The sequence below is a fragment of the Haloplanus aerogenes genome (assembly GCF_003856835.1).
GTDB classification, from domain to species: domain Archaea; phylum Halobacteriota; class Halobacteria; order Halobacteriales; family Haloferacaceae; genus Haloplanus; species Haloplanus aerogenes.
Genome location: NZ_CP034145.1, coordinates 2329790 through 2356215, shown reverse-complemented (window position 1 = coordinate 2356215; position 26426 = coordinate 2329790). Strand labels below are relative to the sequence as shown.

At 59.1% G+C, this 26426-nt stretch carries 25 protein-coding genes and 1 pseudogene; 9 read left to right on the top strand and 17 right to left on the bottom strand.

Annotation, left to right across the window (positions count from 1 at the left end; all coding sequences use genetic code 11):
- Window positions 1-87: 87 nt before the first annotated feature.
- The 3 genes and pseudogenes from DU502_RS11985 (at window position 88) to DU502_RS11975 (ending at window position 4857) form a co-directional block, all read left to right on the top strand.
- Entirely contained in the window at window positions 88-2268 is a 2181-nt protein-coding gene (locus DU502_RS11985) for a heavy metal translocating P-type ATPase (RefSeq protein WP_121922158.1), read from the top strand.
- Window positions 2269-2397: 129 nt separating this feature from the next.
- Entirely contained in the window at window positions 2398-2619 is a 222-nt protein-coding gene (locus tag DU502_RS18740; RefSeq protein ID WP_394338946.1) for a hypothetical protein, read from the top strand.
- A gap of 223 nt (window positions 2620-2842) precedes the next feature.
- Window positions 2843-4857: pseudogene (locus DU502_RS11975) on the top strand (copper-translocating P-type ATPase).
- A gap of 55 nt (window positions 4858-4912) precedes the next feature.
- Here the strand turns inward: DU502_RS11975 and DU502_RS11970 are convergent.
- From DU502_RS11970 to DU502_RS11930, 9 genes are all read right to left on the bottom strand, one after another.
- On the bottom strand, window positions 4913-5449 hold the full coding sequence (locus DU502_RS11970; protein ID WP_208020320.1) for a hypothetical protein: 537 nt from the start codon (window positions 5447-5449) through the stop codon (window positions 4913-4915).
- A gap of 616 nt (window positions 5450-6065) precedes the next feature.
- Window positions 6066-6677, bottom strand: coding sequence for a hypothetical protein (locus tag DU502_RS11965; RefSeq protein ID WP_124897077.1), 612 nt, complete (start codon window positions 6675-6677; stop codon window positions 6066-6068).
- Between the two features lie 125 nt (window positions 6678-6802).
- Window positions 6803-7456 (bottom strand): DUF192 domain-containing protein, encoded by a 654-nt coding sequence (locus DU502_RS11960; protein ID WP_121922161.1) that lies wholly within the window; start codon window positions 7454-7456, stop codon window positions 6803-6805.
- 284 nt (window positions 7457-7740) lie between these two features.
- The gene (locus tag DU502_RS11955) at window positions 7741-7989 is read right to left on the bottom strand and encodes a hypothetical protein (protein ID WP_121922162.1); all 249 of its coding nucleotides are present in this window, start codon (window positions 7987-7989) and stop codon (window positions 7741-7743) included.
- 224 nt (window positions 7990-8213) lie between these two features.
- On the bottom strand, window positions 8214-8747 hold the full coding sequence (locus DU502_RS11950) for a hypothetical protein (protein WP_124897076.1): 534 nt from the start codon (window positions 8745-8747) through the stop codon (window positions 8214-8216).
- An 87-nt stretch (window positions 8748-8834) separates the two neighbouring features.
- Window positions 8835-9230: a hypothetical protein gene (locus tag DU502_RS11945; RefSeq protein WP_121922163.1), complete on the bottom strand. Its 396-nt coding sequence runs from the start codon at window positions 9228-9230 to the stop codon at window positions 8835-8837.
- Window positions 9231-9516: 286 nt separating this feature from the next.
- Window positions 9517-9981: a hypothetical protein gene (locus DU502_RS11940; protein ID WP_121922164.1), complete on the bottom strand. Its 465-nt coding sequence runs from the start codon at window positions 9979-9981 to the stop codon at window positions 9517-9519.
- Between the two features lie 223 nt (window positions 9982-10204).
- The gene (locus DU502_RS11935; protein WP_121922165.1) at window positions 10205-11191 is read right to left on the bottom strand and encodes a PEP-utilizing enzyme; all 987 of its coding nucleotides are present in this window, start codon (window positions 11189-11191) and stop codon (window positions 10205-10207) included.
- Complete coding sequence (locus DU502_RS11930; protein WP_121922166.1) at window positions 11184-12065, bottom strand: hypothetical protein; 882 nt, start codon at window positions 12063-12065, stop codon at window positions 11184-11186. Before DU502_RS11930 ends, DU502_RS11935 begins: the two co-directional genes overlap by 8 nt.
- 89 nt (window positions 12066-12154) lie before the next feature.
- On the opposite strand from DU502_RS11930, the gene DU502_RS11925 reads away from it, so the two are divergent.
- Window positions 12155-12637, top strand: coding sequence for a hypothetical protein (locus tag DU502_RS11925; RefSeq protein ID WP_121922167.1), 483 nt, complete (start codon window positions 12155-12157; stop codon window positions 12635-12637).
- Between the two features lie 7 nt (window positions 12638-12644).
- Window positions 12645-12914, top strand: coding sequence for a hypothetical protein (locus tag DU502_RS11920; protein WP_124897075.1), 270 nt, complete (start codon window positions 12645-12647; stop codon window positions 12912-12914).
- A gap of 292 nt (window positions 12915-13206) precedes the next feature.
- Here the strand turns inward: DU502_RS11920 and DU502_RS11915 are convergent, their stop codons facing one another.
- Both DU502_RS11915 and DU502_RS11910 read right to left on the bottom strand, forming a co-directional pair.
- Window positions 13207-13749 (bottom strand): cold shock domain-containing protein, encoded by a 543-nt coding sequence (locus DU502_RS11915; RefSeq protein WP_158601213.1) that lies wholly within the window; start codon window positions 13747-13749, stop codon window positions 13207-13209.
- A 591-nt stretch (window positions 13750-14340) separates the two neighbouring features.
- Window positions 14341-16302 (bottom strand): VWA domain-containing protein, encoded by a 1962-nt coding sequence (locus DU502_RS11910; protein ID WP_158601214.1) that lies wholly within the window; start codon window positions 16300-16302, stop codon window positions 14341-14343.
- An 87-nt stretch (window positions 16303-16389) separates the two neighbouring features.
- Here DU502_RS11910 and DU502_RS18340 point away from each other — a divergent pair, with 87 nt between their 5' ends.
- From DU502_RS18340 to DU502_RS11900, 3 genes are all read left to right on the top strand, one after another.
- Window positions 16390-16887 (top strand): hypothetical protein, encoded by a 498-nt coding sequence (locus tag DU502_RS18340; protein ID WP_158601215.1) that lies wholly within the window; start codon window positions 16390-16392, stop codon window positions 16885-16887.
- Window positions 16888-17167: 280 nt separating this feature from the next.
- Window positions 17168-17434 carry an AbrB/MazE/SpoVT family DNA-binding domain-containing protein gene (locus DU502_RS11905; protein ID WP_121922170.1) on the top strand — a complete coding sequence of 89 codons (267 nt, stop codon included), beginning with the start codon at window positions 17168-17170 and terminating at the stop codon, window positions 17432-17434.
- Between the two features lie 3 nt (window positions 17435-17437).
- Window positions 17438-17797 (top strand): type II toxin-antitoxin system PemK/MazF family toxin, encoded by a 360-nt coding sequence (locus tag DU502_RS11900; protein WP_121922171.1) that lies wholly within the window; start codon window positions 17438-17440, stop codon window positions 17795-17797.
- An 85-nt stretch (window positions 17798-17882) separates the two neighbouring features.
- Here the strand turns inward: DU502_RS11900 and DU502_RS18335 are convergent, their stop codons facing one another.
- Window positions 17883-18023: a hypothetical protein gene (locus DU502_RS18335; protein WP_158601216.1), complete on the bottom strand. Its 141-nt coding sequence runs from the start codon at window positions 18021-18023 to the stop codon at window positions 17883-17885.
- Window positions 18024-18119: 96 nt separating this feature from the next.
- Here DU502_RS18335 and DU502_RS11895 point away from each other — a divergent pair, with 96 nt between their 5' ends.
- Complete coding sequence (locus DU502_RS11895; protein WP_124897074.1) at window positions 18120-19034, top strand: hypothetical protein; 915 nt, start codon at window positions 18120-18122, stop codon at window positions 19032-19034.
- Here DU502_RS11895 and DU502_RS11890 read toward each other — a convergent pair.
- From DU502_RS11890 to DU502_RS11870, 5 genes are all read right to left on the bottom strand, one after another.
- Entirely contained in the window at window positions 19031-20653 is a 1623-nt protein-coding gene (locus DU502_RS11890) for a hypothetical protein (protein ID WP_124897073.1), read from the bottom strand. The genes DU502_RS11895 and DU502_RS11890 overlap by 4 nt on opposite strands.
- Window positions 20654-20686: 33 nt before the next feature.
- The gene (locus DU502_RS11885) at window positions 20687-22255 is read right to left on the bottom strand and encodes an AAA family ATPase (RefSeq protein ID WP_121922178.1); all 1569 of its coding nucleotides are present in this window, start codon (window positions 22253-22255) and stop codon (window positions 20687-20689) included.
- A gap of 208 nt (window positions 22256-22463) precedes the next feature.
- Window positions 22464-23405 carry an endonuclease/exonuclease/phosphatase family protein gene (locus tag DU502_RS11880; RefSeq protein WP_241966881.1) on the bottom strand — a complete coding sequence of 314 codons (942 nt, stop codon included), beginning with the start codon at window positions 23403-23405 and terminating at the stop codon, window positions 22464-22466.
- Between the two features lie 42 nt (window positions 23406-23447).
- Entirely contained in the window at window positions 23448-24950 is a 1503-nt protein-coding gene (locus DU502_RS11875) for a hypothetical protein (RefSeq protein WP_199722795.1), read from the bottom strand.
- 207 nt (window positions 24951-25157) lie between these two features.
- Window positions 25158-26117, bottom strand: a complete 960-nt coding sequence (locus tag DU502_RS11870) for a metallophosphoesterase family protein (protein ID WP_121922173.1) — start codon at window positions 26115-26117, stop codon at window positions 25158-25160.
- Window positions 26118-26426 lie beyond the last annotated feature (309 nt).

The following is a 26426-nucleotide window of genomic DNA, read 5'->3' as shown; positions in this document are numbered from 1 at the left end:
TCAACTCGTGTCCCGGATCAGGACCGGATGAATGCTCGTGGGGCCACATAAAACGTGAAATCAAACCACAGCATAGGTGTCGAGAACGTGGCTGTTACTGACTCTCGGTCTCTCTCGACGTGCACTGTCCACATCGAACGACGAGGTGGTCGTGGCGACGCGGGAGCGCGAGCACTCGAACGTCATCTCAAGGATCTCTCCGGCGTCTACGATGTCGACATCTCGTTTCGAACAGGGGACGCCCGGATTACCTACGACGGGAGCGTCACCTCGGAAGAAACGATTCGAGACGCTGTCCGCGACCGGAACGTGACGATTCAGGAAGAATCTGAGAAGACAACGGACGATGTGAGCACCCGCTCGGAACTCAGGCAGGAGGCCGCGTTCGTCGGTCTGACGCTCCTTGGGATGGTGACCGGCCTCGTGACGGGGTGGCTCGAGGGATCACAGATTCTCATGTGGGCCGGGTACGGCGTCGCATACGTCTTTGGCGGGTGGTACGGGCTCAAAGGCGCAATCGAGACGCTCCGGCACCGTGCGGTCGACATCGACCTGTTGATGATCGTCGCCGCGGTCGGCGCCCTCTCGATCGGTGCCCCGTTCGAGGGCGCGATGCTCCTCTTCCTGTTTTCACTGTCGAACACCCTCCAGCACTACGCAATCGGGCGCTCACGCCGGGCAATCAAGTCGCTCGTCGAAATGCGGCCGGACGAGGCACAGGTCCTCCGCGACGGTGAGGAGGTCACCGTGCCCATCGACGACGTCGACGTCGGTGACGTGTTCGTCGTCCGCCCCGGCGACAGGATTCCGCTCGACGGCGTCGTTGCGTCCGGCGAGGGGACGGTCGATCAGGCCTCGCTCACCGGCGAATCCGTCCCCGTGCCGAAGGAACCCGGCGACGAGGTGTTCGGCGGGACGATCAACGAGAGTGGGAGCCTCGAAATCGAGGTCACGCGACAGGCCCACGAGTCGGCGATCAGTCGCCTCATCCACATGGTCGAACGGGCCCAGAGCGAGAAAGCCCCGACACAGCGGCTCATCGACCGCCTCGAACAACCGTACGTCCTCGGCGTGTTCGGGCTCACGATCGCAGCGATCGCCGTTCCGCTCGCGCTCGGGAGCGAGTTCACCCGCACGTTCTACCGCGCGATGACCCTGATGGTCGCCGCCTCACCGTGCGCCGTCATCATCTCGACGCCGGCGGCGGTGCTGTCGGCGATCGCCTCTGGGGGGAGGCAGGGCGTCCTGTTCAAGGGCGGCGAACACGTCGAGACGGCCGCGAACATCGACGCAGTCGCGTTCGACAAGACGGGCACACTCACGCAGGGCGATACGCAGTTGACGGACGTGTACGTCCGTGACGGCACGGCAGACAGGTCATTGACCGACGATGGACTGCTCTCGCTCGCGGCCGCTGTACAGGCCCGATCAGAGCATCACCTAGCTCGTGCAATTGTGGCGGCAGCGAAAGAACGATCACTTGATGTCCCCGACGCACAGCGATTTCAGTCAGTCGCTGGGAAAGGAGTCCGGGCTGATGTCGAAGACAGAACTATCCACATCGGGAATCGAAGTTACTTCGGGACTGTCCTCGAAGAGGCAGCGATCGAGGGGCTCGAACCTGGCCTCGATCGGCTTCAAACGCTAGAGGCGGAGGGAAAAACGAGCGTCCTCGTCGCCCGGGAGGAGCGCGACGGAGTCACCGTGTTGGGGTGGCTTGCGTTCACAGACACGATCCGCCCCGGCGCTGCCGAGATGATCGAGGACCTCCGCTCGCTCGGCGTGGAGCACATCGTCATGCTGACCGGCGACAACGAACGCGTCGCCCAGCAGATCGCCGACGAGGTCGGTATCGACGAGGTGCAGGCGGAACTGCTGCCGGAGGAGAAGGTGGCGACCATCGAAGCGCTGGTCGATCGATACGAGAACGTGGCGATGGTGGGTGACGGCGTCAACGACGCGCCGGCGCTGGCGACCGCGACGCTCGGGATTGCGATGGGCGGCGCCGGGACCGACGTCGCGCTCGATACTGCCGACGTGGTATTGATGGGTGACGATCTCAGCAAGATTCCCTACGTCTTCGGTCTCGGACGCAAGACCCGCCGGACGCTCACCGTCAATCTCGCCATCGCGTTCGGTGCGATCGCGCTCATGGTCGGCACGATCCTGCTCAGAGGGATCCCGCTCCCCCTTGCCGTGGTCGGCCACGAAGGATCGACGGTCCTCGTTTCACTGAACGGACTCCGATTGCTCGGATTCCGCGGCTAGATGAGGCAGGGCTCAGCTACATTACTCCGAAGGTGTCGTCGACCGGGATTTTCCTGCCCAAGTTCATGCTATCCGGCGGGAGCCCTCGTACGCTGCTGGTGATCCGAGGGGGAAGCGCAAGGAGCCCGAATCCGAGGAGTGCGTACCCACGCGTCCGTGTTCGCTGGAGTGCGAATATCGTGGTCACGTATCTTCGCTCACGACCCCATCTGTGTCCGCGACTGTGAGGCGGACTGTGGCTCGCCCGTGTACTTCTGCAACTACGCCTGTCATTCGGTGTACATCGACGAAAGCAGCCTTACGGCGGGCGACGCGTGTGAATTGACCCCCGGAGACAGCGAGTGCTGTTAATCGAGCGTCTCGGCCTGCCCCGGGGTGGCGACGGGATATTTCACGCTCGACCGAGTAGGTAGAGAGAATAAGTTGCTCCGAGGTGCCCACGATGGATTCCGATACCTCTCCAAACCACTCGGCGGACACACACGATCCCTACGACCACAGTACTGAGACCGATTCCGCTGACGGGGAGAGCGCTGGTGACCACGACTCCCACCAGCACGACGGCCACGGTGGCATGCACGAAGGCCACGAGCAGATGTTCCGCCGGCGCTTCTTCGTCTCCACGCTCCTATCGATTCCCGTCCTCCTGTACAGCGAAATGCTGCAGGAGTGGCTCGGATTCTCCGTCCCCGCGTTCCCGGGAAGCGAGTGGATAAACCCCGTCTTCGCAGTCGTCGTGTTCGCGTATGGTGGAATCCCGTTCTTCCAGATGGCGGTGCCGGAACTGAAAGACCGGGCGCCGGGGATGATGACGCTGATCTCGATGGCGATCAGCGTCGCATTCGTCTACAGCCTCGCGAGCGTGGTCTTCCCCACGCAGTCGGCGTTCTTCTGGGAGCTCGTCACGCTGATCGACATCATGCTGCTCGGCCACTGGATCGAGATGCGGTCCGTGCGCCGTGCCTCGAGCGCGGTCGACGAACTGGCGAAACTGATGCCGGATACTGCCGAGCGAATCACTGACGATGGAGAGACCGAGGAGGTCCCTGTTAGTGAGCTCTCCGAGGGCGATCTCGTACTCGTCCGACCGGGCGCAAGCGTGCCCGCTGACGGCGTCGTCGAGAAGGGCGATTCGGATGTCAACGAGGCGATGATCACGGGTGAGTCCAAGCCCGTCTCGAAGGAGCCCGGCAACGAGGTCATCGGCGGCACCATCAACGGCGACGGCAGTCTCCGTGTCCGCGTCGGCGCGACGGGCGAGGAGACGACGCTCGCGGGCATCATGCGGCTCGTCGAAGAAGCCCAGCAGAGCAAGTCGAAGACCCAGGTGCTGGCCGACCGCGCGGCTGGCTGGCTGTTCTACGTCGCCCTCGGAGCGGCAGTCGTGACAGCCATCGCGTGGACGCTCGCGGTTTCGTTCGACGCGACCGTCATCGAGCGCGTCGTCACGGTGCTCGTCATCGCCTGCCCACACGCCCTTGGACTCGCCATCCCCCTCGTCGTCGCGATCAACACGTCGCTCGCGGCTCGGAACGGGATGCTCGTGCGCGATCGCATCGCGATGGAGGACGCACGGAATCTGGACGCGATCATCTTCGACAAGACGGGGACGCTCACCGAAGGTGAGCACGGCGTCGTCGATATGGCGACCGTCGATGGCGTCGACGAGGATGACGCGCTCACACTGGCGGCAGCCGTCGAGAGCGATTCCGAGCACATGATCGCGCGAGCCATCCGCGAAGCAGCTGACGAGCGTGATCTTAGCGCACCTGATGCGTCCAGTTTCGAGGCAATCAAAGGGCGAGGAGTCCGCGCGAACGTCGACGGCAACGAGGTGTACGTCGGCGGGCCGAACCTATTGACCCAACTCGACAGCAAGATTCCCGATTACCTCCAGCGCTTCGCTGACGAAGCCGGCCAGAACGCACAGACGGTGGTGTACCTCGTTCGCGACGGGGAGTTGATCGCCGCCTTCGCGATGGCCGAGTGATCCGCGAGGAGAGTTTCCGCGTCATCGACGCCCTCCACGAACTGGGGATCGAGGTGGCGATGCTGACTGGGGACTCCCAGGACGTCGCCGACGCCGTCGCCGACGAACTCGGCATCGATACGGTGTTCGCAGAGGTTCTCCCCGAAGACAAAGACGAGAAAGTCTAGGAGCTCCAAGATCAGGGGAAGCTGGTGGGGATGGTCGGCGACGGCGTGAACGATGCGCCGGCGTTGACCCGGGCTGACGTCGGCATCGCCATCGGCAGCGGGACGGACGTGACCGTCCAATCGGCTGATGTCATCCTCGTACAGAACAACCCGATGGACGTCGTTCGACTCGTGAAACTGAGCACAGCCAGCTACCGCAAGATGCAGGAGAACATCGTCTGGGCGGCCGGGTACAACGTCTTCGCGATTCCGCTTGCAGCGGGCGTGTTGGCACCGATCGGGATTCTGCTGTCGCCTGCTATCGGTGCGCTTCTGATGTCTCTGAGTACGGTGATCGTCGCGATCAACGCGCAGTTGCTTCGGCGGATCGACCTCTCCGTTCCGAGTCTCCCGGGCATCTCGGCGCCGGGGCAGACGCGACCGGCAGACTAGTGGTTTCGGACGCCGCGCTGTCGATATCGATGGGAATCGGCAAGCGAAAATCAACCTAGGGCGATTCTCCACTCGATTCGCGATCTTCTTCGGCAAGCAACTTCTCTCGGGCAGAATTGACGTTCGAGCGGACGGCGTCCTCGGTGACGCCTCTGATATCAGCCCACTGTGCACCCGTGTAGCGGTCGGCTTCTTCGACGACGGTCCAGTCGACCGCTTCATGGAGCGAGCAATCGCCAGCCACCAGTTCGGCGATCCGTTCAAGAAAGTCCTGCTCCTCCCAGGCGAGGGCGACGTCTTCGAACCGGTGCTGGTCCCGATCGTAGACAGCGAACATCTGGACGGCGCCGTCGCGCTCTAGGTCGGCACGAACGTGGGCCGGGAGTGCCTCCAGCGCAGTCTCCGGAAGCGGATACGCAGGAACGTCGTGGAGTGACGCGACATCGAAGGGAGTCAGGCCTCGGTGTGAGACATCGCCGAATTTCATCAAGTATCCAGTCTCCGAGGCGAGTTGCGTCCGCCCTTCGAGCAGATTCTCAGTCAACTCTGGATAGTCGTCTCGGTCGACCGAGCCGGTCTTGAAGATCGTCACGAAATCACGGTCGCCGCCACTGGGTGGATGTGCTCCCATCAGTCGTCACCTTCTGATATGTGATAGCAATTCGTCAGTATGGACTATGAGTCTGGCCCTACGATGAGTGGTTCTCTGGGGCGGGTTCCCGAAGCGACGCAGCACGATCGGCAAGCATTCGGAGTACCCAACGCCGACGTCGATGCTGGTTCTCGTGAGCAACATACGCCCGAACAGTCTCGATGTCGTGCATACAGGCGACGCCGGCGCGGATGAGTCGTAAGTGGTCAGTCTCGAGGAGCGTTTCCGGCGGGAGTTCCTCGAGAATTCCGTCGACATCCGTTCTGCTCACGTGTACCGCTCAAGAAACTCAATTGGCTCGCTCCGTTCGACTAACGTTACCCCATAAAAGCGAATTACTCGGATGCGTGGGGTAACGATGTTCTCAGGAGCGCGTCCTGCTCGCGAACCGATCTGTCGGGACGCGTGTCCGGGCCGTGATGATCGGTTAGAGAGATTCGTCTGGTTGGTGGAATGAGTCATCGGTTATCTGGAGGCCACGTCTGATCAGCCTCCTCGTCCCGTTGCCACGGATAAACTGCCAGCAAACAGTGATTCGTCCATCAATCCACAAGCCTCACAGCGGCTCGGTGACGAACACGCCCGAGTCGTGAATGAAGGGGCCCTGAATACTCGCCGTTAGTGCGTCGGGCCGGCCTCCCTCGAATCGTCCCGTAATGCTGAACGAAATCGCCCACGGACCCAATCCCGCCGGATTGTCCGGAGTCCGGCAGGAATCCACTTCACGAGTCTCAGCGTACACCCGGGCATGGCGACCGTCGACGATCACGGTTTTGAGCCTGATGGTGTCGCACTCCCACTCAGTGTGGCCCCGCCCACGAATCTCGAACCGACTGTCTTCAATGTCGACGGAGAGCTGGTCGTCTAGTCGGAGCATACTGTCACGCTGGCGTTCCTCGCCCATCCGGACAGTTACCCCTGTTAACGCGAGCCCATCGACGGGATCGTCATAGGGGGCGTCGTTCCTCGAAGAACTGTCGACCGGGCCGTCGGTCTGAATCGCAGGCGTCGACGCCTCAGCTGTGGACTGTTCGTCGGTATTCGTCGAACTCACCGACAGCGAGTCAGATGGCGTTGTCGAGGTTTGATCCTCGTCAGGAGTGATCGTCGTTGAAACCTCTGCCGATGGCGGCTCGTTGCGACGATCTTCAGAACTGAGGATGTTCATACAGCCAGCGAGCCCGCTGACCCCGGCAGCTGCGACGGCACTCAGCACACGGCGGCGACAAGGTCCGGATCGGGGCGACAGCCAGTTCCACAGGGATGTCTCGGAAGACGATCGTGTTGGTGTCTTCATCTCGAGCTACCTGCCTGATGGAGTGCTGACTGCGGGTCGAACGCATGCGTCGGCCCAGTAATCTGAATCGAGGTTCCTGGGACGATGGCGTGGCGCTCCGCAGTTCCGTGAGGAATTTCAAGGATCCATCGCGCTCGTCCGGAGTAGTGCGTGAGCTCGTCGTCGGAAACACCGGGTTCAGGCACTGGAGAGTGAACCGCCGTGACGGTTCCCGATCCATCAACGAAGACAACGTCGATTGGATAGTGCATCTCACGCATCACGATTGCCCGGTCGGCGGCCTCCCGGTCGTAGACGAACAGCAGACCGGTATCGGCGGGAAGTGTCTCGGTCCCACTCAAGCCCTGGTAGCGCTCGGAATCCGTGTCGGCCACCCAGACATCATACACCCACAGGATCTGCCCACGCTGGTTCTCGAAGAACACCCGGTGGTTGGGCGGTTTATCGTCGATCACCGACGACTCGAGTTCCGATGGGGAAGCCCCAGCTCCCAACAGGAAGATGGCACCGGCGACAGCGAAGACCGTCGCACCAATCACCAACGCCGCGACGACCGTCGCTCGGCGTTCGAATATTGGGATGGGAGTCCCGGCTGTCTTCTCGCAATCAAGCGAGTCGACAGTCAGCACGGGGTGGGTTGGGTTGTCCATCGCCCTGTGAGACCGATAATCGGTCGTTCAGGGGCATGAACATTCAGAGTGTGCGCACTGCGCACAGTCCCTAACTACTGGCTCAGAGATACTTGATATTCTGCCTAGAGAACGGTGGTTAACTGTGGCTCAACGATTATTGAGACGGATTTTCGTCTCTCGCGGGAGGCTGTCTCGAACGTCCCCGGGTCGCCCCGTCTCCCTCAATAGCCAGTATTCGAACTCTCATAGGACCGACTCACTAAGAGATCCCCGATTTTCCACAAGGTCGGCCGTCGTCGTGCCTACTCTTCGGGCATCGTGACTCGAAGGTTTCCGGCAACCTCGTACAGCCACCCTGAGTTCAGAAGCTGGTCAATCGCATAGTCCGCATCATCCGGATTGTCCGGGAAATCCTCGTGGGCAACTAACTCCTCGCGAGCGCGATTGCGGGGGATTCCCTCGTCGTGATCGCCTTCCGTGATCTCCGTCGAGAGGATGTCGTATCCCCGCTCGATCCAGTCGGGTAACGACCGCGGTTCATCTGAAAACATGATTCCTCACGCTCGAATCACTCGTGACGGTGATTCGCTCTCTACTCACGTTAAATAACCGCAAACTGTCTGACGCGTGGCTGACGGACGCCTCCGATGGGCTGTGTTCGGCGAGGGCGGGCGCGGGAGATTGCCGTGCGTATGAGTTACCCCACGAATTCAGACATCTTGGAGCGTGGGGTAATCTAAGATGACCCGCACATTTCATCCTCTCCGCTGAGAGTTCACCGATAGGGCTCTGCTCCGATCCGAGGCGAGTGTCGACTGGCAATTGCCGGGCTCACAAACCGGCGCGCTCGATGTGGAACCTCGAGTCCTCGAGTAACGGGCAGGAAGATTGAGTCTTTTCCGCCGGCGACGATGGCGGCGAGCAACTCGTGCTTGCACAGCACCCGCCACGGCCGGTCGTGTTTGTAGGGGCACGAGCAGACCAGCCCGTCCGACCAGGGCAATAGCGGATATCGGCTTCCGCTGGCGTACTCACCGACCAACAGCGGAGCCGGGAGATCGATTCCGAAGTCGCTCGGCAACGGTGCACACTTGACGGCGGCCGAGGAGAGTTCGCGTTCGTGAACAACGAATCGACCGGGTATCTCGTGTTCTCGTACGACCGTCCGGATGTCAGCCCTGTCGTCGACGACGACCATCCCGACGAATGCATTGTGCTCGGTGAGCTCGCCAGCGTCGACGCTATGTCCGACCGACGGCGGTAGGAGCGAGCCGTACGAGGAACGTTTGAGGACGTGATAGAGGTTCATCCATGGAATGATCGTCGAGTACCAGCGTTCGCGACGTGCTCGTTCTTCCTCGAGGGCAGCAGACGGATTATCAGTTTCCCGGCACATCTATAACCGGTGAGCGAGAAAGGCGGGGACGTCGTCCAACTCCGCCGACGGGTCTGCCTCGACGCGGTCGTAGTACCGGCGTTCCCCGACGAGAGTTCGCCGACACGATTCCTCCGCGTACAGCAAGCCGAGTGGCTTCGACCGGCCTGCCTCTCTCCATGGGTCGGCCTCGTTGGAATTGGCCGTCCACGGGTTGTACTGGTCGAGGAGTTGTGAGCGGCGAATCGGGGCAGCAGACATAAAATCGAGTCGGATGCGATGTTCGATCGGTTCGATGGTCGGTGGCTCGTCATCGACGTCGTAGCGGTGCTGCTGATCGGTCTTTGCGAGCGCTCCTGGCGGGAGCGAGAGCGGCGGAAGGCTCCCCCTGCTGGATTGAATTCGTCGTGTCGTCATGGCCTCACTCCCCTGTGGGGATAAACCGGGAACGAGACCGTATCGGGAGACTTGGTCAGTCGAGGTTGTTGAAATTCTCAATAGCTGACGGATTCCGATGGTCCTGCTGAATCCAGGGGTGCATGTCTCTCATACCTCACATCAATATTATTTTGAAGAATATTTCTCCCAAATCTTTGTCTGTCTAAAGGATGATTTTTATCATATACCGACGGCGAGGACCCGAAGAACGAGACGCTCAAGATGTCAATCTTGGTTCTTCTTGTGTCGCCTCTAGTTCACTTCCCTACTTGGACTCAAGCGCGTTACTGGGCGTCTCTTGGAGGGTAGAATCGAACTTCCGAGCGTGTTCAAGTACGCCTTCCTCTAATCTTGTGAGGAATTGTTTCGCGGCGATGACCGCATCGTCTAACTCTTCACGATCGCAGGAGAAGTAGACATCGCTCAAGTACCGATGTCGTTGGCGCGAGACGTGGCTTGATGTGGCCCAATCGTACTCTTCTATCACTCGCGCAGCATCCTCGACGACCCACCTCGCTACAGCGTGCCGTTTAATTCTGGATTTGTCGCTACCACCCATATCCCCGTAACCCTTGGGAACGGGAATATCTGAAATAAGCACTTCCACTTCGTCATCCCGACCGATCAGGTTGATCTTCGCATTTTTCGAATCAAACGGCATCTCGATCTCATACGTTACGTCTATCTCGTCGGCTATCGCGGTTGAGCGTGGGGGACTGCTTCGTGGCATTGTTAAACGATTGTTATTATATCTCTAGTAGCTACTGGTCCAATTCTTTTCGTTGATACTGCTCGAATTCGTCACTACCGAACGAATCGTCGTCCATAATCCGTGAGCCAGGGTGGTAACTATCGCCTGACGTTCTCGTAGGGTTGTATCGATGTCGGATTTCGGTGTCATAGCCTTCGGCAGCGTCCGATGTTCATATTTTTCTCTGTGTGCCTGTGGAGCTTCACAGCTCATGGATGAGGATTCCCGTTCCGCCTTGGACTGCGACTCGATCTCCTGTCGTAATATCGCGACACACCCCTGAACATGTCGTGATAGCGGGGATGTCGTACATCCGTGCCAACACTGCCCCAGCGTCGGTCATCGCTACGTCGTCCTCAATCACGTAGCCAGCAGCGACTTCCAGTCGATCTCGAAGAGAGTGATAGTACTGATCCATCACCACGATTTCGCCGGATTCGATATTTTCGGCGCCGACCAAGTCGTCAGGTGAACAGTCCGAGTTCGTTCCAAGGGTTGTCCGAACGACTCGTGCAGGGCCAGTCGCCTCACCGTCACTGACGCCCATTCCACGATAGGATCCCAGCCATGGGATCGTACGGGACTTGGAACCCTGTGCCATTCGGATCGCTTGCGCTCCTTGCCGTAGCGCAGTTGCACACTCCATCGCGGTCTCTGAGTCGATAGTGATAGCCTCCGATGCCGATATCTCCGGTTCTGTCGGTGACGTGACCAGCACCGTCACCTGGGCATCGTCACCGGAGCGAACGATGATCTCGCCTGCCTCCCGTTCGAATATCCGTCCATTACCGCTCGACTGCTTGCACTCCACCTCCCATGTCCAGAGGTCGATAGCTGTTTCACGCGACGCCACTACTTTCGAATCACGACCTTGGAATCCGTCGGCATCTCGTACTGCGCTGTCTAGGGCCTCTGCGAGCCGTTTCGCGCTGGACACTCCAAGTGATGCCTCAACTGTCAACTGAAATGCTCGGTCCGATCGCTCCCAGTGAACCGAGGTTCCGAGTAGCAGTTCAGTACACTCGAAGAGATTCCGGGTCAGCATCAACGGTGGCGCCTGAAGGTTCAGCCGCATCCGCGATAGCCCGTCAACTCCCTGTTGAGCGAGGGCAGGATCCGGGTGGTGGAATGAGAACTCACCCGTAGATAGGTACGAACGGCTCACCAGTTGAAAGTCGAACTCACGCATCCCGAATAGTCTCCGGGGACCACGTTACAGAACTGTCCCTCTGCGCGGTTTCACGTGCCTCCGGTGAGCGGCGCTCAACCAGTGTCGACGGCATATCTTCTGCTAGGGCGGTAACTGCCTCTTCCGGCAGGCCGACGGTCAGCAACTTCGAAGTTGCAGTTGTATCATGGAGTTGCTGCCATCGGTCCCGGATCCAGAACGTGGGCCGTCGCTGGAGTCGCTGGAAGTGCGTTTGAAGCCACTCGTGGTGGCGAGTGGCGACCTTCGAGTCGTAGACGTTAGACTGTGAGTCCCAGAGCAAGTCCCACAGGACGAGTCCCCACGGGAACTGCTGTACCAACGACGCTTGACTGTAGGGTGTTTCTGACCCAATAGGTGGTCGTGCCCGAAGCACACTCCCCGTGTAGCCGTTGATAGAGTTCGTCCGGAACAGCGTCACGTGGTCGGGATAGCGGTTCCTATACCGCCGAAATTGTTGGTGCGCCTCATCGAATGTGGACTGCACTACTCCCGGCGCATCACGTTCAGCAACACACAGACCGAAATGTCCGTCAACGATAAGATCGTCTCCCGATAGTGGGTCATACTTAGACGACGAACTCTGCAGTTCTGCGGACTGTGTGAGAGTGTAGGCCCATCCAGGCTCCGCTGGATCCGGATCGATATCTCTGCGGTGGACCTCGCTGGCTGTTGGCCACTCACTGATCCAACTGCTACCCAGAAGCTGTTCGATCGACTGTTGATGGCTGTCTGCCTCCTGTGAGTCGCTCTTTCGTGCCTTAACCATCTCACTTCCCCCCGCAAGCGAGGGAAACAGGATACCCATACTCCGGAGAACCCCGCGCCGTTTCAGGATCGTCTTTGCCTGATCCATACCGCATCGTTATATGTTACTAAGTTATATATCTATGGGGTATTGGTATATGTCGAAACGTTATTGATGTGGAAGAGCATACTAAGCTCATGAGCGACAAGGAATCGGTCAACCTTCGGATTGAGCAGGGCCTCAAAGATACCGTCGCCAACGTCGCTATTAATCTAGAGGGTGATTCGAGGCCCTCAGATCTCAGCAAAACTGCTCGAAAGCTCATTCTGATCGGTCTCGGTGCGCGGCAAGCCAATATTGAGCCCGATATCGTCGGTCCGTTGGGAGTGATTCCTCGCCCCTTCGCCGAGATCTCGTTCGGTGGCGAGAAGGTTACGATGGGGACGCAGTTGCGAGCGGAGACGTTGGAGGAGTTACAGGCAGCATTCGAGACAAAAAAGCACCCCGCCGCCCGCGAAGCGCTCCGGTTGGGTCTTATTATTGTTCAATCGGATAACCTGAAAATGGAGGGTCCACTCGGTGGGCCGCGCCCCTTCGCTAATATCAACGTGGAAGAACACGTCGTTGGGGAGGAGGCACGACAGGCACTACACGAGATTAAAGCCGCACTTGATATCTAAATCCGATATGGATCGAGATTACTTGAAGGATCAGATTGTCGAGGAGTTCGGATGCTCTCGTGTAGTCGCTCGTGAAATTTCTCAAAAGGCATTGCAACTGAAAAGCGAAGCAGCAGCCGAATCGAGAAACTGGGATGGGCCTGAGATAGATTCCGAATACGTCGTCAGTAGACTCAAGATGGCCCCAGGACACCTTTCTCCAACAGCGAGATGGAACTGGTGGGTAGGGATGATGAACGCTTTCGGTGGATCAAGACAAGATTATCGCATCGATTGATACCGGTCGCTCTCCCTGAACGGCCAGTACAGCCGTTGTTTGGCGATCTGACATACTGCCCTGGAAGTGCGATCAGTCTTCACATCGTCGCCAGCAGGTATTCCGACGCCGTATTGCCTACCGACGGTACGTACGTCAGGACTGGAACTCGTCGTTTACGAGGACGCACGAGTGCATCGTGCCAGTATCGGATTCGAATACAAGGGAGCCATATTCGACCATAGGATGTCTGTGCGGCCTCGGGGTGGAAATTGTGGCGTCTCAATAAACACAGTCGACTGTCGAATCGTAATTACCTGAACTTCCGCTCGTCTTCGAAATCCTCGATATTGCTCTCGGTTGGTGAGGATTTACTCCCGGCACCGTATTGGCCATCGTCTTTCTGAACACCGAACCCGGATCGTTTAGTACGGTCGGCAGGTGGGTCGTATGATTCTCGCTGTGAATCGCGGGCGATGATCTCGATATTCGTACACTCGAGGCCTCGGTCGCCTTCGACGACATCGCATCGAAGCCGATCACCCTCCTCGACCCAGTCTGTCTGTGCTTCCGAGATGTGAAAGAAGATATCGTGTGTCCCCCCAGTGTCCTCTATTATTTCTCCGTCGAGGTCGGCAGTCGTCAGAAAACCGTAGCCGCCATCCTCGTCGTATGTACAGACAGCCCCTTCGACATCATGGACTCGTCCGTTTCGAAGCGTCCGTTGCTCGCGACCATCGTCCGATTCGTTGCTGGTCGTTTCCGCCGGTTCGCAATCGCGTACCTCTTCGTGAAGTTCCAAATTGTACTTTGAGTTGAATCGTTCGCCGCACGTCTCGCAGCGATACCTTCGCACAATACCGAGAATCACTTGTGAGAAGTATAATACTTTGGCCCATACAGTGGCTCTCGCTGGTCCGTTGCCGCTCTATGAGAGATCAACTCCTTTGCAGCTGCTCCGATTTCTCGGTGGGAGTGCCGAAAACCACGATCCTGCATCGGGGCCAGAGCGTCATTGGGAGTAGTTCCTACAACCGTTCCGATCAACTGGACTCCCCCCTGTCGAAACGACAGCCCCTCGGAGCGTAGGGATCGGTCAAGGGGCCCTTGTCGGAGACTGTTGCTTCGGCCGGCGCGTGTGAGTGCGCAGAGCTGCTACCGGGCGCACTGAGGGATGGAGGCCCTCTGTCACACAGCTCACCCATCTTTCTCGGGCGTCTAGGGCGTCTCTCCCGACTACGCGTCTGATACTGCACTAGGAACCAGACCTCTGACTTGCTCAATACACGCAACTTCCAAGCTAGCTATTCAGTGGAGCGAGACCAGAATTAAAGAAACCGCTGTGCTGATTACACGCTCTATAATCAGCACGCCGCTTGTGTCATTCCTGCGGTGATTTCCAACAGAGCCATTCAGACTGTTCTCTCGCCAATCCAAGGCACACGAGTCACAATCCAGTGAGGAGACTCGCAAACTGGTCGAGACGATCGTCGATGGCGCCGACGTCGTAGACCGCCGCCTGTCGTTCATAGTACGGCGCCAGCGCTGATGCATCAGGCGCTAACGTCCCGGGGTCACAGTCGGTCGCGATGGTCAACGAACACACCGGAGCGTACGATGCCTGGAGCTCGCGCGTGACCGCCTCGATGTCGCTGGGGCGGTCGTCGGTGACGGTGATGATCAGTGGGTCGTCACGCTGTGTTTCGACAACTGTCCGGGCGAGACCGATTGCCTCGGCTAGCGGTGTTCCACCACCGCAGTCAGTATCGAGCAGCGTCGTTTGGACGTGACGCGACTCGACGGTGAACGGCTTCACAAGGCGAGCCTGACCGTCGATGAAGTCGATGATGGCAACACGAATCCCCAGTTCCTCGGCAGCGAGGGCGAGTCGGGCGACCGCCTGTGTTGCAACCTCTATTTTCGGGGGGCTACCGTTGCGCATCGACCCCGACCGATCTAGCACGAGCACGAGGGCGTAGCGTTTCTCGCGGCCAGGCGTCGGAGTTTCACAGACCCGTGGATCGCCGATGGCGAGCCGATGACCGGCGCGAGTATCGTACCGACCAGCGGTCAGCCCGCTCCGGGTTCCCCGCTGCCGTTCGAGCGCGAGTTCCTTTTCGAGGACCTGCGCGACGCGGGCGGCGCCGTCCTCGACCGCGCTCCATTGTCCCGGTGGGGCGAGGTCGTCGCTGACCGGGACGAACACGACGTCGTCGAGACGCTCCAGTCCGGCACCGTTCCCGCCTGCACCCGTCTCTGTCGATGACTCGGTCCTGTCCTCCCGATGGTCCTCGTCGCCTTGGTGCCGCCGACCAAAGACGTCACCGAGGTCGCGAAGCTCTCGCTCGACAGCCTCCCGGTCGACCTGCTCTCGGGCCGCCTCTTGTCGGGCGACATCACGGTCGTGTTCGAGCGCCTGCCCGTACTCGGCCGGCGACGGTGCGGCCCGCTCGACGCGCTCGTGAGCTGGCCCCGGCCCCGGTTCGTCCGTTGCTGCGGTCTCGACATCTCCATCGCGATGTTCTATCTGTTCATCCTCGCCAGACGGGCCTGGGTCGCCCGACCGGCCGCTCAGGTCGTCAGTCTCCGCAGACTCGGTGGTTGTCACCCCGATGTCGAACGCATCGAGTGGTGTCTGGACCGACTGGTCGTCGGGAGTGGCTCGTTCATTTATTATAGCTGATGGGGACGATGGATCAGTCCTGTCTCCCGAATCGCCCCGATTTTCGCGAGCGCGCTCGACAGCCGCCGCGAGTGCGTGGGATCTCGACGGGTGCTCCGCTGGCTCCTCGCTGCTTTCGATGGATGAGTCTGCTCGCGACGCTGATTCGCCGTCCGCTATCGACGGCTCTTGGTCACGTTTCTGATCGTCCTCCTTCTGGCCGACTGGAGTCGATGCGGTATTACCAGTGGAATCCTCGGTATCCAGCTCGGGAGAGCTGACCGTGCCGTCCGTATCATCTATGCCGGAATCCGGCGTCACCGCGGGATGGTCGAACACGTCCTGATACGGGTCCGCTGTTGCCTCGCGATCGACCGAGACCCCAGTTGCCTCGGGAGTACTCGCAGGTCCCTCCTCCTGCGACAAGTGGTCGTGCCTGTCAGTTCCCGAGTCAGCGCCATCATAACTCTGCGAGTCGCCTGTTGGCTCGACGGCGCTTGCGACGACCGGCTGGAGCGACGACGTCCAGGTGTCGATGACGCGGCGGGCCCGCTCGACCGAGGCGGTCTTGTCGTGCCTGTGGGTCGCGTCGTCGAGGTCGACACCTCGAATAGCGAGGGCATCAGCAGCGAGCTGAGTCAGCGCATCTTGTACCGACCGAAAGGCGATTTCGTCGGCCTCAGAGACGAACCCGACGCGGTCGTCGTCCCCGTCGAGCAGGACTTCGGTGGTGCCGGTCGGGTACACCGCGGCGTCGTACAGAGCGGTGGTCACCGCGTCCCAGAACGAAAGGCGTGCCTGCTGCCCGTCTCCGAGGTCGTCGGGAGTCTGCGAGTGGATTCGACGGGTGAGTTCGAGCCGGATCTCGGCAGTGTCGCTGAAGTTCGCGCCGTGGATGGCCTCGTGCTCGATTGCGCCGTCCTCGACGATGTTGATCAGCTCGTGGACGTGCTGATGGTATTTCGGGTCGACCTCGGCGTCAAGCAACGCGGCGATTGGGGCGATCGCGGTCTTGAGGATGTGGAGGAGTTCGTGGAAGGCGAGCCCGAACTGGTGGGCGTGGTCGGCGGTGAGGTGGTCGTTCAGCGGCACCCGCTCCAGCGGGGCCGGAGCGGTCGTGACGAGTACGAGAAACGCTGCGTCGATACCGTCGAGCAACTGAGCGGCCTGTTGTCGTTCGAGGTCGGTTGCGTCGCTGCTGACCAGCGCGTCGATGTCGGCAGGCAGAACCGCCGCCGTCTGTACCGCAGGGGTGAGGACGACTTCGACGTCGGCGCCGGGCGGGAGATGGCCTTGCAGGAACGCTTGGAGCCGGTCGGCGCGACCGGCTGACGCTCGCACCCGGGCGTGGACGTCGGGAGTGAACCTCTCGACGGGGGCGTTCGAGTCGACCGAGGAACTGGTATCGGACATGATGGGGAACGGGAGGTATCGGACCTCTTCGCTCCCTTGCGGCTGGTAAATCGCTGGCGCGAAATACCCCACTATCGGGGAGTTCTTCGAAAGCTTGGGGTGACAGGTGACAAGCGGAATCCCACGGTTTCAGCCGTGTGGAAGATGCCAATACCTTCCGCCCGAAGGGCTTTTTAGTATGAATAAGATATGAATATGCATGAGTAAGGGCGAACGCCGGAAAATCGGGAAGCGAGGCCAAGTGACGATCCCCAAAGAGCTCCGAGAGCGATTCGGAATTAAGGGAGGGGACGACGTCGTGATCCACGAAGAGGCAGGGAAGCTCGTTATCGAACGACCGGTAACCCGTGAGGAGTTGGCTGAGGGGTACCGCCAGCGTGCCCAACGGACCAGCGAACTCGCTGACGAACTGGAGGGCATCTCGACAGAGGCTAATGGACACCTAGGCGACGCCCCAGAGTGGTAGCGTATGGCCTTGTCTGTCCGTCGAGGGGATGTCGTTATCGTTGAACTCGACCCAACGCAGGGATCCGAACAACGTGGAACGCGACCGTGTCTCGTCGTGCAGAATGACGTCGGGAATGCAAACGCACCGACAACAATCGTTGTTCCGTTCACCACCTCGTTCGACGAGCAGCTCTACCCGTTCGAAGTACTCGTCCCAGCCGAGGAGTGTGCGCTTCGAGAAGACTCAGTCGCGCTCTGTAGCCAGATTCGGACCATCTCTATCGAGCACCGCATCACCGAGAACCTCGGCTCGATTCCGCAAGAGCGGATAGACGAGGTCGATACCGCACTCGAATACAGTCTCGGTCTCACCGAAATTTGAGTGGGGTTGGTAAACGAGTTCGGGCGTTCCAACGTCACGGATTGCCTATGTACGGAATTCCCCGAGGCTGAACGGTCGCTAGGTGTCACAGGAAATCGTCGAGGGTCTCGTAGGCGTCCTCGGGATACTGGTTCGGCTCGCCTATGTACACCGCGACCACCACCATTATCGCAAGCATTATTAGGGCGACAGTTCTTATCGGGAGTTCCATCCCTTTTCTTCTCATCGTAGACCTTTTCGGACTCCTGAATTAAGTATCCCGGAGTAGCAGGTGACCACCTAACCGTAACAATAAAAAAAGTTTGGTTGGTATTTGGAATTTATGTCAGGAGGATCCGGCGAAAATGGAATAACAAGAAGAAACATGATAAAAACAGTGGCAGGAGGATCTGCGGCCGGTCTGGCGGGATGTTCTTCAAAAGGCGGACAGGAAGAAGGTGGAGAAGACGGTGAAGGAAATGAACGGACGACAGATGTGGAAGATACCTCTAGAGAGCCAACAGCAGAAGGCTCCTCCCCTTCAGTAGAGTTTCCCATCTCGGACGATCCCTCCAACTCCGAGATGCTCAGAGGAATGTTTGTCCTCGACGATCTTGTAAACCCCGATATCGAGCTCCCAGGGTGGGATTCAAATGATTCGTACACTGGCTCAGTTCTGGACAGGAAGGGATACGAGCAAAACGGCATGACGGTGGATCCGAGCGTTAACGGAAGAGTACTAGATGCAATGGGTCTCTGGGACAAAGTAACAAAATATTTTGAAGCTAGATCTCAACCAGGCCTCTTCCATCTCGAAAACGGAGTTCCTGACGTCGAAAGTATAAGTTCGGGGCCTGATTTGAGCTTAAACACCGAAATAGAGGGTCTTCCGGTCTACACAGGCACTTTCCAAGCGAAGAGAGGTCCTCGAAAAGTCGCAGTAGCCCCTGGAGAGAACTATATTCTCGTTCAACGCGGAGTAGGAGAGTCCAGTACCGACGACATACTAGGTTCGATGGGATGGCAGATAGAACATCTTCTAGACGGAGAAAATCCGATGCTCGACGATAATCCAGAATGTGAAAGTGCTGTAGAGGATTCAGACGGATACCATTCAGCAAGACTTCATCTTTTCCCGGACGAAGAAAGAACCAGAGCCGATTATGCGACGGTAGAAGAAGGTGAGAGAAGCTTCGACCAGTTTAACTACGTGGTTGAGACGGCAAGGTGGTCAAGGAACCGCTCGAGAAATAATTAACCAACTTGCCTCCACTCGCCGTAACGTCCGCTTCCAACCTCGCACTTCCATTCCTCGTCCTGTATCATGTAGGGGTTCTCGGAGCTTGCGGGAATTGTGACTGTGCTGCCTTCTGCAGGAGCTCCATCTGTACACAGTCTGAACTCTGCGTCTGAACCGGCAGATCCAGGGACACAGAGAAGATCTCCGTAAATCTGATTCAGATTATCCCCTCCTACCGAAGTCACCCTCAGCTCTCCCGGGTTATTAGACAGCTCTGATCCATCCAGTGTGACAAAGCTTCTCGGATTCGAGGAAGAGAACTCTCCCTCCGTATCCGGATTCCCGGGTATACTGTGTTCGACCCACTTTCTTACAGGCGAAACTCCCTGGAAGACTGGATAGGAACCTCCGTCAGCGAGGCTCTGCTGTTCTATCTCTTCGCCAGCCCAAACACCCTGGACCAGATAATCATCTGGAGATTTGACTGCCCCCCAATCACGGTCCCTGAACACGATCTGGCATCTCTGCTTGGTGGGTTTCGTCTCCCCCCATGCTTCTCCTACGAATGGTGCTGCCATTGAACCTCTCAACTTGAACTTGCTGTTGAATACCTCGGGATAGGTCGTTCCACCACCCTCCACATTGGAATAGACGTAGAGATGTGACCCGCTGGAGGTGCCCGAGAACTGCTGGTTGTCTGCTACTCCCTCGCATTCGGTTCCGGATCCAAGATCCGTCAGCACGATGTGAGGATAAGTATTAGGATTCGTACCAACTTCGCTGTCCCACAGAGGTTCTTTCCTGTTTGTCTGTATGTAACCGGTGTCGCCCGGGCAGAGGATCACCTGGGCGGGAGGAGGATTGGACGGGTTTATCACATTTGCCGCTAAATTAGGGCCAGCTGCGGCACCATGACCCGTACAGTAAACTCTCTTGCTGGTATATGGATAGAAAGAAGAGCTCCTGCCTGAAGCGTCCTCCTCAAAAAAGAAAACATAATGATGCTTCGACAAACCAAAAGAGGCCTGTGCAGTAGGAGTGAAGACCAGAGATGGCTTGCATTCCTCTAATACTGCAGACTGGTAACCTGCGTTGACAGCACCGTCTATGCTCTTCTTCTCGAGCCAAGTGCCTGATCCTGTCGTCAGCTTGATCGGTTCTTCAGTTTCAACCTTAAAGTATTCCCTAGAGTATACCCCCTCCATGTCGTTTCCAAGCTCTGCGGTCAATTCAGCTATAGGACTGTCGAACTGGGCTGAAGTTGCGCCGTAACAGGGAGGATTCTTGCCAAGATACGTGTCTTCCAGAGCAGGGTATCCATTCTGACCAGAATCACCCCAGTCAGCGCCCCCAGGCACTATTCCGTCTATCTGCTTCTGTACATACCCAGAACCTCCACAACCGGCCTTCGTGGCCCTCTGGTATACAAACATCGCGAGATCTGAGAACCTCTCCTTTGCCGTAAATCCATCTCCGTCCTCTATCTCGATAGTATAACTGGTGCTCTGGCTGAGCTCGTTCTCTCCCTGCATTATCGCCTGGTAGAGCGGCCCCTGGGTGAACATCGCCGCCACCACGCCCGCGAAGAGGAAGGCGGCGACCGCTCCAACGACGGTTCGGGTGGCCAGTCCTTTCACGCCTGAAGTTCCCCTCGCTCAAATATCAATCTTTCAGCCACACATGTTCACCACGGCGACCGCCCACACCTCGTTCTTGACCGCGGCCTTCGGCGCGGCGCCGTCCTCGATGTGCTCACAGACGATCACGAGGTTCCGGGTCGACAGCGTCGGCCAGTTCTCGTTCTGGCGAGTCTGGTGGGCGAACTGGACGATCTTCCGGAGCGTCCCACGATCGACGACGCGGGAGCCACTGTTGACCTGCGCGTCAAGCGTGTCGAGTTCGACCTCGACGTCCTGAATGTAGGGCTGCTCCAGCGCCCGAAACCGTCCACGGGTAGCGGAGTTCATCGGCTCGGAATCGCGGTACTCCCGGGTGGGCGGATTCATCGTGATCACGATCCGCGCCGACGGATGGGGTTCGACCAGCTCGCCATGTGACTTCACCAGCAGTTTCCCCTCGTTGAGCAGGCGATGGAGCGCCATCGCAGCGCCGGCTCGCATCACCGGGAACTCGTTGAGCACCAAGACCGACCCGTTCAGGAGTGCCTGCTTGGCGGGTCCAGTCCGGGGCACGATCAGGCCGTCCTCGGTGGGCGTCAGCGGCCCGAACAGGTCCTCGGTGTGGGTCGCCTCGTCACAGTCGATTGAGACGTATCCTCTGTTTGTCTCGTGGCAGAGGTACTTGATCAGGTAGTTCTTTCCCGAGCCGCGCGGCCCGACGAGGCGGACAGGGACCAGGCCTCGGGCGAGTTTCTTCGCGAGCAATTCATCCAGCGGGAGCTGGAGTCGCGGTTCGACCGGGATCGCCGGCGGGACGACGTGCCCGGTGTCGTCGACGGGGAGCGCGTCGTCGCCGGCTTCGGGGTGAGTCGCGGCCTTTGGTACGTCGGGGTGGTCCGGGTCGTCGAGAACGTGCAGGCCGGTCGCCACGGGGTCGTCGGCGTTGCGACCGACGGCACTGACGTACTGCGCCTCGAGGTATTCGGGATCGAGTCCCGCAGTTCGGTAGACCGGTTCGCCCACGGCGATGTCGGTGGTCGCAAGGTCGACGACCCGGGCCACACCACGGTCTGTCTCGGCGTCGAGCCGACGCGCGTATCGCCGGGCGGCGGCAGTCGCAAGGCGAGTCCCGACGGGGACGTGCTGGGGTGCCTCCTGGAGGATGGCCGCTGCGCGGCTCTCGGTGAGCGTTCCGGTCAGCCCGGTGAGGTCGTCAGCGCCAGCGTCAGCAAGGGAACTGAACGTCTCGTAGCCCGCGTCACGCAACGCCTTGTCGATACTCTCGGTGACGACGCTGATGACGGTGAAGTCAGGCGTGTCCGCCGCAGCCCCGAAGGCCGCGACGATGATGTCAGGTTCGGGTCCCTGCGGGCTAACCCCGGTGATCGTTCTCGTTCCACCCGCACCTCGCTCCAGCGTGTAGATTCCGGCGTCGGCACCCTCGTCGATGAGGTCAGCGGCGGCCTGCTCGCCGATGTCGACGTAGTCGCTCACCCGGAGGGTGACTCGTTCGAGAGGGATCTGGCCGCCTTCGCGCTGAAGGAGTCGCCGTACGAGATGGCTCAAGACGGCCTGTTCGTCGGGCTGGCTGTCCGCGTCGTCGGTAGTAGTGGATGACATGGTCGTTCTGGAGAGACCGAGTCGGGGCGCACAGACCGCCATCCTCGGGACCTCTGTCGCTCGATTGGAAGAGCGAAATCGGACGCATGTCGCGCCCGTGTTACCGTCAAATACCTCGGATGAATCGCTTAGTATCTGACAGAATTGTTCTGTTGTATGCAGAGCGTATAATCAGTATATGTTGATGACCATGGACGTGATGCATCCATTAAATATCGAAGACAGCGAGGACTGGTGCGTGGTCGCTGTGGGTGGCTCCAGTTTCTGAATACCAGCAGTCGGCCGGAGAGAGGTCTTCCGATGCGAAGAGGTGATCGATTCGTCGACCATCATGACTCACCGAGAGCGAGTCGATGTCGCCGTACCCGTGTTGGGCCCGGAAGACATCAATCATCCCGAAGTGTCCTAAGCCTTTGAGAATCTTGAGTTCCGCGGTGACTCCTCGTTGCTGGAGATCAGCGTCTCGTTGGTAGCCGTACGTGATGGCTTGGCCGTCAGCAAGTTCCCGCTGCGGGGTGTTCAGATCACCAGCGAGGATACGAAGTTTCTCATCGGCTTCTTCGATGTACTCGTAGGCGAGTTCAAGGATCGTGAGTTTTTCTTCGGGGTAGCTGCTGCCAGGAACCGCCCTGACGTTCCAGACCTCGATAGTTGTATTTCCGTATTCGATACCGGTAACGAGAAGTTTTTCGGGATACGCTGTCGAACGATCTGACTCAGTTCGTGTAGTGGTCTCATTCAATTCAATACCAGTAGTGGTCTCTAAGAGATCTAATTCGCTCTGTATAGCAGTGATGTGGCCGTTGCTATTGCCTTGTTCTACCGCGATATCGAGGGTATCTCGCACAGTCTCATACCCAAGCTGGTCGGTCAACAATTCCTGCCAGAGATCACGTCGATTTGGGTTGACCTCCTGCAGTAAGAGGAGTTCCGGCTGAGTTTCAAGTGAGTCTAACCACCTTATTTGATTAGTAATCTGAGCTGGTGAGCCCTGCGGTGGGAACGTTCCATCAACGTTCCATGAAAGAACTTTCATCGTTGCTGGACAACCACGTCCGGTTAATAAAGTATAGTGAGAAACAAACTTCTCCACTGCACAGTTCGAACAGACCAGTATTGGCGTGCCGTGCTGTGTATTGAGTACGGTCACCAAAATGCATAACTGGGTGATGATTTCAATAGTCTGCTCAAATCAGATGTCGTCCAGCTGCTGCTGGACTTGGTCGTGGAGTCGCTGAGCCTCCCGGTCCGAGAGCGCGGCCTCGGTGTCGACGTCGATGCCCGGGATCTCGACGATGTCCTCGAGGGCGTCGCTCAACGTCTGCTGGCCCTCTGCGAGGATCCGTTCGGCAGCGTCTTCGACCTGCCTGTCGTGCTCCTGCATGGCCAGTTGGATCATCATCGCCGGCGTCCGGAGCAATTCGCCAGCCACCTCGAGATACTCCTGGTATGTGTTCGAGGCCCACGACCCGGTGTACTCCTCCAGCAGCGCAATCAACAACGACAGCTGCAGGTTGAACACCGTCGGTCGGGACGTGGGATTGGCGAGACTTGTCGCTCGGTCAGCCGCGACAGCGGCGTACGTGTCGGCGATGCCCCAGTATCGGTAGCAGTCGGCAGCCGAGAACGGAAGCACCTCGAAATCGTAGGTGATCGCCCGGGCCCGCCGGAGTGTTTCGTCGACATCGACCATTCGCGTCTCGACGTCGTCGTAGATCGACGCCCACCACTCGCTGATGGGTACCCGGTCGTTCGCGCGCTCGTGATCGGCGTTGGTCGCCTGTCCGTAGTGCCGGCGCGTGTACCGCTGACCCGTATCCGGAACGATCGTTTCGCTATCGGGGAAGTACAGGATCGGCTTCGCCCACAGCGTCTGCGTTCCCCGGAAGTCGTACCCCGTCTCGAAGCCGCCGTACACCACTAGATCTCCGTCTGAATCTGAATCCGGCGCTTCGGCCTCCCGAACGCGACTTCCCCCGAGGGCATCGATATCGTTCTCGTCGTCGATGTCGACCGCCTCCTCAGGCGGGCTGACGATCTGCTTGAGGCCGGGACAGACGATGAACAGCTTGAGCAGCCCGCCCCAGTCGCGGTAGCTCAGCCAGCCGAATGCCCCGGTTTCACCCCGTCGCTGGAGTGCAGTGGTGATCGGCTGGTAGGCTTCTTGCGGATTGATGATCGAGTAGCGGTCGGAGGCAATCTGCCAGCGGAACCGGACATCGTAGCCCAGCGCACACAGCGCCTTCCGTCGCCGGTCGATGATGTCTTGATGATCCTCGATGGGGACGATCGGCTCGGCGTCGGTCTGGGCGGCTAGCTCGTCCAGCGAACGTCCGGCCGTCTGTTCGAGCGCATCCGTATCGAGCCCGTGAACCGATTCGATAGCGGTGATGTCGACGGCGCCGTCGGTTTCAACGAACTCGTTGGTTGCCCAGAGTTCCCCGGAACTGGCTCGTGGCAGCACCTCGATGGCCTGCTCGAGTGAGGTCACACCGTCGTCTCCACACCAGGCGTCCGGTGAACGCTCATCGTTTCCGGGGACCGCCTCCGCATCGACGTCCGCGAGTCCGGCGAACCGGAGTGTGAATTCTTCGGCGATGAGTGCCGGCACGTGAGCGTGGTCGGCTGCTGGAATGCCGTCGTCCGTCGAGTCGGTGCTCCGTCCGCGTCGCTGCGTGTGCTGGTCAGTAGCCATGTTTGGGTCTGGGTGAAGAGCGTTCGGTACCGCGGGCGCCAGCCGGGACGACCACTCGACTGCTCTCGAACTCTTCACTCCCTTGTCTGTGAAAAATTCGCGTAACGCCTGACCAGCCAACCACCTCTGGGTGGGGTCCGTGATGCGAACTATCTAATGTAGATTGTCTGGAATCAGTACCGCTGAAAGCCTCGCAGTGTAACTCGATCAGGGGATATCGTATCGCTCAATCGCTACCGAGGATCCTGCTGACGTCACGAGCCAGGCGACTCTATCGGTAGAATCCTGATTCTTACTCATTCGTTCGGCCGCGCCGGTGTACATCACGGTCGTCCCGCTCCGGGTTTCCATCGTCGCGTCGTGGTGGTGACCCGAGACAACGAGATCGAACTGGCCGCCGAACCGTCGCTGAATACGATCGAGGTCGACGCTCTTGGCTGTCGGGCCAGATAGCTGACGCAGGGTCTGGTGAACAACCAGAATGGAGATCGGTTCGCTCACTCGGCTAGGAAAGGAGAGCCTCTTCCAGGGAAGTTCACCCTCCTCGGCATGATCGATGCCAAACACACGCACGTCGGAGCCGATCCGCTCGCCCCCCGTATCGAGGTTCGAGACGAGGGGACGTTTCGTCAGTACCCCCTCACCCTGTTCAGCGGTGTGATTCCCACGGACGTAGTAGAAGGGAATCGAGGCGTCCTCCAACAGGGCGAACACACGCTGATCGACGGCAGTCGCCTCCCCCTCCGATGCCGATTCGTGAAAGATATCCCCGACGTGGACGACGGCGTCGACGCCGCATTCGATTCCGTAGTCGACAGCGGTGGCGAATGCTTCGACAGGGTCGATCCTCGCCTCCATTTTCGGGTGGTTCGTCCGACCGACGTGCGTATCTCCCACGACCAGGAGTGAGGTATGATCCTCGCTCGGTCCGAGCGACTCGACGCGTGTCCGCTTGCTCGGTTCCAACGCGACGGGATAGTCCGCTCCTCCCTTGTTGACATTACATCCGGAGATGCGATAGCGGTGGTTCGGCTTCCAGTCGATTGTTAGTTCGGCGCCGTCGTAATCGACGAGTTTGAACTCGTTTCCAGCGTGATCAACGAGAGCGACTATTGCACGCCGTGAGGAACCGGCATCCCAGTCGACAGCCGTCACCTCGACGATCATCGGTCCGGGCAGCGCCCCGCTGGGGGATAGATCCTCAACAGTCACCACAGTCGTGCACCATCGCTCTCACGGAGTCGGGAGCGGGTCATGGAGGTGTCGATTCGCTCTCAGTCGAACTAATCGAGAGTCTTCTTACAGAGAACTCGCGTCGGCCGAGTGGGAGTTTGTTGCTCCGAGGAATCACGAACGGGCGTATGATCAATTACGCCACTCGCGGTTGGGACGTATACAGCTACGTTCGGTGACACTGCTCGTTGTTCGACGAGTCCTGATACCGATACGAATATCCCAACCGACTCACTCTGACGA

Bases quoted from the DNA above. Each gene is read 5' to 3' on its own strand.
- DU502_RS11965 (WP_124897077.1), bottom strand. From the start codon at position 6,677: ATGAACATCCTCAGTTCTGAAGATCGTCGCAACGAGCCGCCATCGGCA.
- DU502_RS11960 (WP_121922161.1), bottom strand. From the start codon at position 7,456: ATGGACAACCCAACCCACCCCGTGCTGACTGTCGACTCGCTTGATTGC.
- DU502_RS11955 (WP_121922162.1), bottom strand. From the start codon at position 7,989: ATGTTTTCAGATGAACCGCGGTCGTTACCCGACTGGATCGAGCGGGGA.
- DU502_RS11950 (WP_124897076.1), bottom strand. From the start codon at position 8,747: ATGAACCTCTATCACGTCCTCAAACGTTCCTCGTACGGCTCGCTCCTA.
- DU502_RS11945 (WP_121922163.1), bottom strand. From the start codon at position 9,230: ATGACGACACGACGAATTCAATCCAGCAGGGGGAGCCTTCCGCCGCTC.
- DU502_RS11940 (WP_121922164.1), bottom strand. From the start codon at position 9,981: ATGCCACGAAGCAGTCCCCCACGCTCAACCGCGATAGCCGACGAGATA.
- DU502_RS11935 (WP_121922165.1), bottom strand. From the start codon at position 11,191: ATGCGTGAGTTCGACTTTCAACTGGTGAGCCGTTCGTACCTATCTACG.
- DU502_RS11930 (WP_121922166.1), bottom strand. From the start codon at position 12,065: ATGGATCAGGCAAAGACGATCCTGAAACGGCGCGGGGTTCTCCGGAGT.
- DU502_RS11925 (WP_121922167.1), top strand. From the start codon at position 12,155: ATGAGCGACAAGGAATCGGTCAACCTTCGGATTGAGCAGGGCCTCAAA.
- DU502_RS11920 (WP_124897075.1), top strand. From the start codon at position 12,645: ATGGATCGAGATTACTTGAAGGATCAGATTGTCGAGGAGTTCGGATGC.
- DU502_RS11905 (WP_121922170.1), top strand. From the start codon at position 17,168: ATGAGTAAGGGCGAACGCCGGAAAATCGGGAAGCGAGGCCAAGTGACG.
- DU502_RS11900 (WP_121922171.1), top strand. From the start codon at position 17,438: ATGGCCTTGTCTGTCCGTCGAGGGGATGTCGTTATCGTTGAACTCGAC.
- DU502_RS18335 (WP_158601216.1), bottom strand. From the start codon at position 18,023: ATGAGAAGAAAAGGGATGGAACTCCCGATAAGAACTGTCGCCCTAATA.
- DU502_RS11895 (WP_124897074.1), top strand. From the start codon at position 18,120: ATGTCAGGAGGATCCGGCGAAAATGGAATAACAAGAAGAAACATGATA.
- DU502_RS11885 (WP_121922178.1), bottom strand. From the start codon at position 22,255: ATGTCATCCACTACTACCGACGACGCGGACAGCCAGCCCGACGAACAG.
- DU502_RS11875 (WP_199722795.1), bottom strand. From the start codon at position 24,950: ATGGCTACTGACCAGCACACGCAGCGACGCGGACGGAGCACCGACTCG.
- DU502_RS11870 (WP_121922173.1), bottom strand. From the start codon at position 26,117: ATGATCGTCGAGGTGACGGCTGTCGACTGGGATGCCGGTTCCTCACGG.